Here is a 10,883-nt window from a genome sequence, read left to right as displayed (position 1 = left end):
CTCAGTGACAACTTGCAATTTAAAGGACATCGAATAGTCCTTCTGTGTACGCTTAACGTACTGTGAATGATTGATTTCTTTCATAACGCTACTTTTTGTGTAACGCTATTTCAGGACGAGACAATTGGACTAAAAAAGAAAGCCGTACAAAATGAATTATACGGCTTCTTTTTATGATTTAAATTCCGGTTACGCGGGTTTGATTTCCAGCATCAAATGACGTTTCGGAATTATTTCGTCTTTCTTTATGTATATTTTTACAATTGTCCCGTCGAAAGGCATGCGTACCTGGTTTTCCATTTTCATGGCCTCCAGCAGCAGAAGGGTCTCACCTTCTTTCACCTTTTGTTTCGGTTTTACAAAAATATCAACGATTGTACCTGGAATAAACGAGTAAATCAGGTTCTCGTTTGGCGTTTCGTAATTTACCCTGTTTTCAAATTTCTTGGTGTAGGTGGTTTTATAAACCGCACCTTGTATAATCAGGGTTTTTAATTCTTTTTGATCTTCCATTGAGTCAGGTTTTTACGATTAAAACGGTGGAATACCATGCTTTTTGTTAGGCATGGAAGCTGTTTTGTTTTCAGAAACCTGCAAGGCGTGCAAAATACGAGAACGGGTTTCTCCCGGCTCAATTACTTCGTCGATATAACCCTGAGCCGCTGCAACATACGGATTCGCAAATTTCTCTTTGTATTCCTGGATTTTTAACTGGCGCATTTCTTCCGGGTTTTCAGCTTCTGAGATTTCTTTCCGGAATACGATGTTGGCAGCCCCTTCAGGTCCCATAACCGCAATCTCTGCCGATGGCCATGCGAATACAAAGTCGGCACGCAGGTGGCGCGAGTTCATTGCAATGTAGCCTCCACCGTATGCTTTGCGAACAATAACGGTGATTTTCGGAACAGTAGCTTCGCTATATGCATAAAGGATTTTTGCTCCGTGACGGATTACTCCGGCATGTTCCTGGTCAACTCCGGGCAGATAGCCAGGTAGGTCTTCCAGCGTTACGATCGGAATATTGAACGCATCACAATAGCGGATAAAACGGGCGGCTTTGTCAGAGCTGTCGCAATCGAGTACACCTGCCAAAACCATGGGCTGGTTGGCAACAAAACCTACTGTTTCGCCATCCATTCTACCAAAACCGATAATGATATTGGGTGCGAATCCTTCCATGATTTCGAAAAATTCAGAACCGTCGGTAACGCTTTTGATCAATTCGCGCATATCGTAGGGAATCCTGGGATCTGCAGGAACAATGTCGTCAATGTTTGTACCTTTTAACGGAGCTTTTGGCTTGTGCGCCAACGCTTTTTTCAGGTTACTTCTCGGAATGTAGCTAATCAGTGTTTTGATTTGCTCGAAGCATTCCATTTCTGTTTCTGCATAAAAATGAGCATTACCGGTAATCTCTGCATGTACTTTTGCACCACCGAGTTCTTCCATCGAGATTTCTTCGCCAAGTACCGACTTGATTACCGAAGGACCGGTAATAAACATTTTTGAGATATTTTCAACCACGAAAACAAAGTCGGTGAGGGCAGGAGAGTATACAGCTCCACCGGCACACGGACCAAGAATAACCGAAAGTTGCGGAATTACACCAGACGCCAAGGTATTGCGGAAAAAGATTTCTCCGTAACCTGCAAGTGAATTCACACCTTCCTGAATACGTGCACCACCCGAGTCATTAATCCCAATCAACGGAACCCTCATTTTCAGAGCGTGGTCCATAATCTTGGTAATTTTACGGGCATGCATCAATCCCAAAGATCCACCAGCAACGGTGAAGTCCTGAGCAAAAATACAAACCGGTTTATTGTAAATAGTTCCTGTTCCAATGATTACACCGTCTCCGTGCAAGGTTTTGCCTTCCATGCCAAAATCTTTGGCTGCGTGTTCAACAAACAGATCGTATTCGTGAAATGAGTTTTTGTCAAGCAGGGCAAGGATTCGTTCCCGGGCAGTGAGTTTCCCCATTGCGGCTTGCTTTTCAATGGCTTTATCTCCACCACCTTTTTGTACTTCACTCTTTCTTTTGCGAAGATCAAGTACGTTGCTTCTTAGTGACATAAAGTTTTTTTTAAGTTATAAATTCACCCATCGATAGTGGGTATATTTTTTTAGTGGAAGCAAAATTATATATTTTTTTTATTGGCCTTGGGAAATGCAATTGAGAACACAGTAAATTCATAATGAATGCTTCAATTCGTTCGAATTATGGTATTTTTTGTTTGAAAAGTTATGGCGGAATTCCAGTTTCAAAGGGAACTTTATTGTAATGCAAAAATTATTTTGCGGCCCACCGATAGACAAATAATGCAATTACGGCATAGCAAATATTTGGAATCCAGACCGCTACAAAAGGCGGTGTGCTGCCGCTAATCGCAAATACTGTTGATATTTGCATAAACAGGATGTAAGAAAACGCCAGTAACAGCCCGAGTCCAAGGTGTAGTCCCAGTCCGCCTTTAATTTTACGTGATGCCAGGCTCATTCCAATAACCGTTAAAATAAAGGTCGAAAATGGATTTGCAATGCGTTTGTGTTTTTCCAGTTCCCATTCAACGTAGTTAATCCCACGCATTTTCATGAGACTAATTTCATTAAGTAAGTCGGGAGTGGTATAGGTTTCCATTTCGTTTTTTGTTACAACGAAATCCTGGGGAGTCATGGTAAGAGTGGTGTCAATCTGATAACCTTTGCTAATATCTTCATGGTCATCATAAATGATTCTTTTTGTGTACGATCTGATAACCCATTTTTCGTTTTCCTCGTCCCACCGAATGTCGCGTGATGTGAGTTTTTCCTTAAGCTTTCCGTCTTCGAAGCGTTCAAGTGAAAAAGATCGGCCGATATTGTTGCTGAAGGATTTCATGTAGATGTATACTCCCGGTTCAATCTGTCGGTGGATGTTGTTTTCGGTGGTTACTTTACTTTGCCTGATGTATTTTTCCCGGAAGCCGATCATGGTTTTGTTGGCCGGAGGAATAATGAAATTACCCAGTAAAAATGAAAATACTCCGATAATTAATGCAGAAATCAAATAAGGGCGCATAAGCCGGGAAAAGGAAACGCCGCTGCTAAGGATCGCAATAATTTCGGTATTGTATGCCATTTTCGACGTAAAGTAAATTACGGCAATAAACGTAAAAAGCGGACTGAACAGGTTGGCGAAATAAGGAATAAAGTTCAGGTAGTAATCGAAAATGATATCACTTGTCGGAATTTCCTTCGAGAGAAATTCATCCAGGTTTTCAGAAATATCAAAAACAATGGCGATACTAAGAATTAGCGCAATGGCATAAAAAAATGTACCCAGGTATTTCCGGGTAATGTAAAAATCGATTGTTTTATACCACTTCATCTAACTACAGTCTGTGTTTCAGTTTTACTACCATTTCGTTTTTCCAGCTCACAAATCCGCCGCTCAATATTTTTTCGCGGGCTGTTTTTACCAGCCACAGGTAAAAGGCCAGATTGTGTTGGCTGGCAATTTGCGCTCCCAGCATTTCTTTCGAAATAACAAGGTGGCGAAGATATGCTTTTGAATATTGATCAACAAAAGATGTCCCGTTTTCATCAATCGGAGAGTGATCGTTCTCCCATTTTTGGTTGCGGATATTAATGATGCCTTCGCTGGTAAAGAGCATGCCATTTCGTCCGTTTCGAGTGGGCATTACGCAGTCGAACATATCTATTCCCCGGTGTATTCCTTCCAGGATATTGACTGGTGTTCCTACGCCCATCAGGTAACGCGGCTTGTTCTCGGGCAGTTCCGCAGTCACCACTTCTGTCATTTCGTACATTTCCTGTTCGGTTTCACCTACCGAAAGCCCGCCGATGGCATATCCGTCAGCGTTGAAGGTTTGTACATGTGCAGCTGCCTGTTTGCGTAAGTCGGCATAAGTTGCTCCCTGAACAATTGGGAAAAGCGATTGTGAGTATCCGTATTTGGGTTCGGTACTGTTAAATTGTTTAAAACAGCGCTCAAGCCAGCGTTTGGTAAGCTCCAGCGACTTTTGGGCATAAGCATAATCTGCGTCGCCCGGTGTGCATTCATCAAAAGCCATGATAATATCGGCGCCGATGGAACGCTGGATATCCATTACATTCTCGGGAGTGAACTGATGATACGAACCATCGATATGCGATCGGAAACGTGCGCCCTCTTCGGTGAGTTTTCTGAGATCGCCCAACGAAAAAACCTGGAATCCTCCGCTGTCGGTCAAAATTGGCCGGTCCCAGCGGTTAAACTTGTGCAAGCCACCTGCTTTTTCAATCACATCGATTCCCGGGCGTAGGTACAAATGATAGGTATTGCCCAGTATGATTTCGGCTTTTATGTCATCGCGGATGTCGCGTGTATGTATTCCTTTTACCGATCCGGCTGTTCCAACCGGCATAAAAATCGGAGTTTCGATTTTTCCATGGTCAGTTGTTATTACACCGGCTCGGGCTCGTGAGTTTTCAGTCGTTTTTTCTAACAGAAAGTTCATGCACCTTAAATTGATGGGCAAATATAGATATTTAACTTTAATTCAGGGGGCATGCCCAATGGCGGTCTTGTTAATAAAAACTAATTCATGTAAATAAATATTGGGCCGAATTCAGAGGTGATTATTATTTAATTCCCACATTTGCCATGGCAATGATTTTTAATTTGCCGAATTAATTTTCTGAAACATGCAAACCATTCTGGATAGCCTGAAAGAGATGTCAGTGGCAGACTGGATCTTTACCGGCATTTTTTTGTTTATTTTTCTTTTTCGGCTGTACTACCTGTTGCTTTTTTCAGGGAGGGTGGTTTTTCGTAGTCGCAAAGAAGTAATTATTAATCAGAAAGCAAATCAGCCCATCACTGTATTTTTGACGGTTCGGAATGAAGAAGATAGCCTGCGCCGCTTATTGCCCCAGCTGCTTTCGGTTAAAGATGTAAATTACGATGTGGTAGTTGTCGATGATTATTCGCTCGATAATACATTTACGGTGCTCGGAAGTTTTAAACAATGTCCGAATTTTCGGTTTTCATCGCTAAATGAAGAAACGCGGTTTTCAGTTAAACTGGCACAAAATATTGCGCTGAAAGCTGCTCAAAACGATTGGGTGCTCTCATTGCCCATCGAAACAACCGAGGTTGACAAAGACTGGCTCAACGGCTTTTCGATAAATACGACTACCGACAACCGAAATGTGATGATGGGGTACTCGGGCATAAAAAATAAACCCGGGTATTATAATCTGCTTTGCCGAACCGAGAACTTTCTGCAGCAGCTGAAAAGCCTTGGCTATGTCGCTAACGGTATTCCTTTTGTTTATTTTGAAGACAACGTAGCTTTTCGAAAGGAAGAGTATTTTAAACTGGGCGGTTATGGGCAATTGACAAAAGAAGCTTATGCCAACCTGGAGTTGATTATTAATCAGTTTATCACAAAGAAAAAGACGGTTTTACTGTTTAATGAGCATGCCCGCATTACCAAAGATGTAGAGACAAATCGCGACGATTTTTACAATTTGCTTAACCGAAGTTTCCGAATTGAAAAGTATTTGCCTGCCTGGAAGAGGACCTTTATGGGGTTCGATACCTTTACCAATGTGTTGTACTCTCCATTACTTATTGTAATGTTTGTTTTGTATTTTAAGCTTTGCCCGCTGTTGACGTTGCTGGCCGGGTTTAAAATTATGTTGCATATCATCCTTCTGAAAATCACCTTAAACCGTTTGAGAGAACGCAAAATATTCCTATCTTCGTTAGTGTACGGTTGGTTAATACCTTATTTTAAACCAATTTACAAATGGTATTTTAACCAGTCTGCACATCGAAACAGATGGAAGATAAAGGTTTAATATTATCGGAAAAAGCTCGTCAGGATTACGAATTGGTCAAAACGGCTTTAACGGGTGATGAAAAAGCTTTTGCCCGCTTGTTAAACCGATACAAAGACGCCATTTATTTTATGCTGCTCAAGATGGTGAACAACCGAAGCGATGCAGAGGATTTGACCTTGGAAGCTTTTGGTAAAGCCTTTAAAAGTCTGCATCAATATTCTCCGACTTACGCATTCAGTACCTGGTTGTTTAAAATTGCTTCCAATAATTGCATTGATTTTCTTCGGAAGAAAAAAGGTGTACAGGTTTCGTTCGAAAACAAGGATCAGAACGAAAACAATGAACCCCTGAAGTTAAAATCGAAAGATCCCAATCCGGAGGAGCGGTTGATTCGCCAGCAAAAAGCCATTTTACTTCGAAATGTGGTGCGGAAATTAAAACCACGTTATCAAATTCTGGTCGAGTTACGTTATTTTAAAGAGTATTCGTACGAAGAAATTGCAAAAGAATTAGCTTTGCCGCTGGGTACGGTGAAGGCGCAGTTATTCAGGGCGCGCGAAATGCTTTTTAAAATGATTGAAAGCACCGAAATCGGCCAAAGAGATTAACGAATTTATGGAGATTCTTCTAAAATATTTTTCCGGACTAAATGATCAGCAGATCACTCTTTTCCGGCAGCTCGAACCTTTGTATGCAGAGTGGAACGCACAGATCAATGTGATTTCAAGAAAAGACTTTGCTGAATTCTACGAACGGCATGTGTTGCATTCGCTTGGGATTGCAAAAATCATCCGGTTTAACAAAGGCACGAAAGTTCTGGATGTTGGAACAGGAGGCGGGTTTCCCGGAATTCCGCTTGCCATTATGTTTCCCGATACGCGATTTCATTTGGTCGATTCGATTGGAAAAAAAATAAAAGTAGTACAAAATGTTGCCGAAGCATTGGGCTTAACGAATGTAACAGCCGAACAAATTCGTGCGGAACAGCTAACCGACAAATATGATTTTGTGGTAAGCAGGGCAGTGACCCGTTTGCCTGAATTTGTACCTTGGGTACAAAAAAACATATCGAAAAAACAAATAAATGCTTTGCCCAACGGCATTCTGTATTTGAAAGGCGGCGATCTGACAGAGGAATTGAAGCCCTTTCGCAAAAGAGTGTTTGTGCAGGAACTTTCGGATTATTTCACAGAAGATTTTTTTGATACCAAAAAAGTGGTGCACTTGCCCTTATAAAAAAAACGTCCTCCGTTATTTCGGAGAACGTTTTTTGGTTCAGTCAATATTGCAGTAAAACCTTTTTACTAGTACTCATCGCCAAACGAAACTCCCATTTTTCGGGCTTTGGTAATCAAAGGGTGCTCTTTTTCCACCAGTCGGAGTTTTCCTCCAACGGCCTCCAACGGAACAGTTGTTAAATCGTTGTCTTTTACGGCCACCATTGTTCCAAATTTTCCTTCAGCAATACATTGGGCGGCAAATGCCCCGTACCGCGTAGCCAGTATCCGGTCCATCGGTGTGGGTGAGCCTCCGCGTTGAATATAACCCAGTACGGTTTCGCGGGTTTCAATGCCGGTATATGTCTGAATGGATTCAGCAATGTGCGATGCAGCCGATTTGTTTTTTGGGTGCTCGATGCCTTCTGCCACAACTACAATAGAGTAAGGTTTGTTGTCTTCGTATCGGCTTTCAATTTTTTTACAAACCGAGCGGATATTGTATTCCAATTCCGGTAGCAGAATAATATCGCCACCACCGGCAACGCCCGAGTACAAAGCCAGCCAGCCGGCATGGTGCCCCATGATTTCGATGATCATTACCCGTTGGTGAGAGTTGGCAGTGGTATGCAGGCGGTCGATGGCATCGGTTGCAATCTGTACCGCCGAATCAAAACCAAAAGTAACATCGGTGCCCCAAACATCGTTGTCAATGGTTTTGGGAATACCGATCACATTCAGCCCTTCTTTCGAAAGCAGGTTGGCCGTTTTCATGGTGCCGTTTCCTCCAATACAAACCACACAGTCGAGGCCCAGATTTTCGTAGGTTTCGATGATTTTATCGGGCTTGTCGTTTTCTCCACCGTCTTCTTTTACCAGTTTATAGGGTTTTTCGCGCGACGTTCCCAATATGGTTCCTCCCAATGTTAATATCCCGGAGAGTTTTGATTCCTTTAATTCGATGTAATCGCTATTGATTAATCCGGTATAGCCGGCGTTAAAACCTAAAACTTCCATACCGTACTCCACGATCGCTGTTTTGCCCACACCCCGAATGGCAGCATTCAGGCCCGGGCAATCTCCTCCGGCAGTCAGGATCCCGATTTTTTTCGGCTTTTTTGAATTACTCATAATGAATTTTTCTGATGGATAATTTTCAATAATACCCGAATTTACGAAAGTTGTTGAGAATATGAGAGGACCAAAAGCCATTAAATCGCTTTTTGATTAAAAATTGGCTTTTTCACACGGGCGAGCTTAGATTTTGATATTTTTGTGCAGTTGCAGAGAAATTTGCAGACGATATTTTAATCTATAACCAATTAAATTGTTAAGAATGAAAAAAGTATTTACACTTTTTATGGCAGCCGCCTTTGTTTTTTCCATCTCCTGTAAAAGTACAAAAACAGGCGGTTCAGCAGGATTAAATCAATTAACCAAGAAAGAAAAAGAAGAAGGTTGGGTGTTATTGTTTGACGGAAAAACAACCAATGGATGGAAAGGAAATAACAAAGACCATTTCCCTACCGCATGGGAAGTCGTTGACGGAACTTTACATTTCAACGGTTCAGGTGCCGGAGAAGCCGGAGCCAAAGATGGCGGGGATATTATCACAACTAAAGAATATTCAAACTTCCGCTTGAAACTGGAATGGAAAATCTCTCCCGGGGGAAATTCAGGTATTTTCTATTTAGGAAAAGAACATGAAGGTTGGCCAATATACAAAACCGCTCCTGAATGTCAGGTACTGGATAACGAAAGACATCCGGATGCACGCGCGGGAAAAGACGGTAACCGCATGGCCAGTTCGTTGTACGACCTGATTCCTGCTAATCCGCAAAATGCCAAACCGGCCGGCGAATGGAACCAGATTGAAATTGAAGTATACAGAGGCAGTGTATGGCACCGTATGAACGGGAAAACAGTAGTTGAATACCATTTGTGGACCGACGACTGGAAAGAACTGGTAAAAGGCTCAAAATTCCCGGGCTTGAATCCTGACTGGGCCAATGTTGCCAAAGAAGGTGTAATCGGCTTGCAAGACCATGGCGATGATGTATGGTTTCGTAACATTAAAATTCTTGTTACTGACTAATTCGTAGAATTACGAAATACAGAACCCGGTAAGTTTGCTTGCCGGGTTTTTTTTGTACTTTTGCTTAGATTAATTAACTAAAAGTATTTCCTAAAAATCAGCGTGTTGGGTTTATTTTTACAAAAAAAGAAACAGACTGACGCAACCTTTTTACAAAAATCAGAATCTAGTAGTAGGATGCTTAGTTTTGCAAAACCCATTTAAAATGAAAATACGTAGATTGAAATCCTCCGTTATTTTTGTGCTCATTCCTCTTATTGCAGGGGCCGTGAGCATCGAGAATTTTTGGGGAAATAACAACGATAACCTGGACGATATCAATGGCCGCTGGGAGTGGGTCGGTTCGTTTGCCGGAGTTCCCCGTTACCAGGTTTTTCCCGAAAAGGGGAAAAAACGCTTTCTGGAAGCCATAAAAGATAATGTGTTGGTGTTTGACGAAGACGGAAGAATAATTTCTAGTGGAGCAGTTTCTGATAACATCGTCACTTTCCAGGAGAAAGATGACGTTCGCCTTCAAAGGGAATATGCAATTCGGAATGATTCCTTGTTTTTTGAAGAATATACCGGCCCGGGTGCTGGCGCTTCTCCGATTGTTTCCATTTATGTGCGAAAAAGATAAACTTATTTTATTCCGGATTATACCCCGAATCGTTTAAAATCTTTTGATAGTCTTTATCATTCATTAACTCGGAAAGTGATATTTCCGGATGGCTTTTCATGTATTGCCTTACAATTTGCCAACCCAGCCATACTCCGCAACGTCCAGGTGATTCGAGCGGGAAACCACTGGTGCTTGGAGAGTCATTAATGTAGCGAACAATATCCATCCGTTTGGTCGAATAAAGCATTTTGTTTTCAATCAGATAGGTCCACATGGCAGTTTCGTTCATTTTGCACCAGTTTAGCTGGTCTGCAGTGTAGCCGATTTTTACCGTGTCGTTCATTTCGGGTAACATCGCATCTACCATGTACATCATTTTTCCTTTTTGAACCATTTGCCCCAGCAGGTTGGTGGCCGAATTCTCATCCTCAAATTCAGTAATGGCCCACGCGTACGCAACGTCCGGAAGAATTCTTTCTTTGTACATATTCATTGCCTTGTAACGCGGCGTGGTTTCTAATTCTTTGTAAAACTGGCACTCTCGCCCCAGGTATTTGTCGAGGCTGATCCCGACGATATTTTCCGCCGTTACCACTGACTGGTTAAAGCCTGATACATAAGTGAAAATGGTTGGAAGTTCTTTTTCCGGAAAATGAAAAGCGTAGTATTTGAACGCTTTTTTTAGTTGCTTCTCCAGTTTTGCGAAATCTTTAAACTCGTTGTCGACGGCCGATTTAACTTCGTTGATCATCGAGTCAGCCAGAAATGTTTTCATGTAATCTTCGAAATATTCATCGCCCATTCCGCCTACCCGAATCACCCGGTAGGTAAAAAGGTTAAAAAAATCAGGGTATTTGTTACTTAATTCCGCAATTGTTGCCAAGGTGTCTTTACCTTCCAGGTTTTGCAACTCATTTTCAAAACGAACAACCTCGACTTCCGAGTCAACCTGCGACAGGTCGACTTTTAACGGATTGCGTTTACAGGCCGCAGAAACAACCAAAATAAGAACGAATAAGCCATAAAATCCGAATCTCTTCATTTTACATGAAATTTAAATCAATACGTGAGTGTTGCTATAATATTGCGAAATTGAACTAAAAATTGAACTTTTGCAATTAACATTGTCGCGGGTTTG

Annotated in this window: 11 protein-coding genes; 5 read left to right on the top strand and 6 right to left on the bottom strand. The window is 41.9% G+C overall.

Annotated features, from left to right (window positions below; genetic code table 11):
• Window positions 1–189: 189 nt before the first annotated feature.
• The 4 genes from MR764_RS11240 to tgt form a co-directional block, all read right to left on the bottom strand.
• Window positions 190–513, bottom strand: a complete 324-nt coding sequence (locus MR764_RS11240) for an acetyl-CoA carboxylase biotin carboxyl carrier protein subunit (RefSeq protein WP_247979511.1) — start codon at window positions 511–513, stop codon at window positions 190–192.
• A gap of 18 nt (window positions 514–531) precedes the next feature.
• Window positions 532–2,076 (bottom strand): acyl-CoA carboxylase subunit beta, encoded by a 1,545-nt coding sequence (locus tag MR764_RS11235; protein ID WP_247979510.1) that lies wholly within the window; start codon window positions 2,074–2,076, stop codon window positions 532–534.
• 217 nt (window positions 2,077–2,293) lie between these two features.
• The gene (locus tag MR764_RS11230; protein ID WP_247979509.1) at window positions 2,294–3,370 is read right to left on the bottom strand and encodes an LptF/LptG family permease; all 1,077 of its coding nucleotides are present in this window, start codon (window positions 3,368–3,370) and stop codon (window positions 2,294–2,296) included.
• A 4-nt stretch (window positions 3,371–3,374) separates the two neighbouring features.
• The gene (gene tgt / locus MR764_RS11225; protein ID WP_247979508.1) at window positions 3,375–4,502 is read right to left on the bottom strand and encodes a tRNA guanosine(34) transglycosylase Tgt; all 1,128 of its coding nucleotides are present in this window, start codon (window positions 4,500–4,502) and stop codon (window positions 3,375–3,377) included.
• A gap of 187 nt (window positions 4,503–4,689) precedes the next feature.
• Between tgt and MR764_RS11220 the strand changes: the two genes are divergently transcribed.
• Genes MR764_RS11220 through rsmG form a run of 3 tightly spaced genes read left to right on the top strand, consistent with a single transcriptional unit; the run spans window position 4,690 to window position 7,068 of the window.
• Complete coding sequence (locus MR764_RS11220) at window positions 4,690–5,850, top strand: glycosyltransferase (RefSeq protein ID WP_247979507.1); 1,161 nt, start codon at window positions 4,690–4,692, stop codon at window positions 5,848–5,850.
• Window positions 5,832–6,440, top strand: a complete 609-nt coding sequence (locus tag MR764_RS11215; RefSeq protein WP_247979506.1) for a sigma-70 family RNA polymerase sigma factor — start codon at window positions 5,832–5,834, stop codon at window positions 6,438–6,440. The genes MR764_RS11220 and MR764_RS11215 overlap by 19 nt, the downstream gene beginning before the upstream one ends.
• Window positions 6,409–7,068, top strand: coding sequence for a 16S rRNA (guanine(527)-N(7))-methyltransferase RsmG (gene rsmG / locus MR764_RS11210; RefSeq protein ID WP_247979505.1), 660 nt, complete (start codon window positions 6,409–6,411; stop codon window positions 7,066–7,068). The genes MR764_RS11215 and rsmG overlap by 32 nt, the downstream gene beginning before the upstream one ends.
• A gap of 68 nt (window positions 7,069–7,136) precedes the next feature.
• On the opposite strand, the gene MR764_RS11205 is transcribed toward rsmG, so the two are convergent.
• Entirely contained in the window at window positions 7,137–8,180 is a 1,044-nt protein-coding gene (locus MR764_RS11205; RefSeq protein ID WP_247979504.1) for an ATP-dependent 6-phosphofructokinase, read from the bottom strand.
• Window positions 8,181–8,385: 205 nt separating this feature from the next.
• Between MR764_RS11205 and MR764_RS11200 the strand changes: the two genes are divergently transcribed.
• Together MR764_RS11200 and MR764_RS11195 are read left to right on the top strand one after the other, a co-directional pair.
• Window positions 8,386–9,144, top strand: coding sequence for a DUF1080 domain-containing protein (locus MR764_RS11200; protein WP_247979503.1), 759 nt, complete (start codon window positions 8,386–8,388; stop codon window positions 9,142–9,144).
• A gap of 205 nt (window positions 9,145–9,349) precedes the next feature.
• Window positions 9,350–9,763: a hypothetical protein gene (locus MR764_RS11195; RefSeq protein WP_247979502.1), complete on the top strand. Its 414-nt coding sequence runs from the start codon at window positions 9,350–9,352 to the stop codon at window positions 9,761–9,763.
• 7 nt (window positions 9,764–9,770) lie between these two features.
• Here MR764_RS11195 and MR764_RS11190 read toward each other — a convergent pair whose 3' ends face one another.
• A complete protein-coding gene (locus MR764_RS11190; RefSeq protein WP_247979501.1) occupies window positions 9,771–10,787 on the bottom strand; it encodes a hypothetical protein in 1,017 nt (338 codons plus the stop codon).
• Window positions 10,788–10,883: the final 96 nt, after the last annotated feature.

The sequence above is a fragment of the Maribellus sp. YY47 genome, from assembly GCF_023111095.1.
GTDB lineage: Bacteria > Bacteroidota > Bacteroidia > Bacteroidales > Prolixibacteraceae > Draconibacterium.
This window is presented reverse-complemented; position numbering and strand designations above follow the sequence as displayed.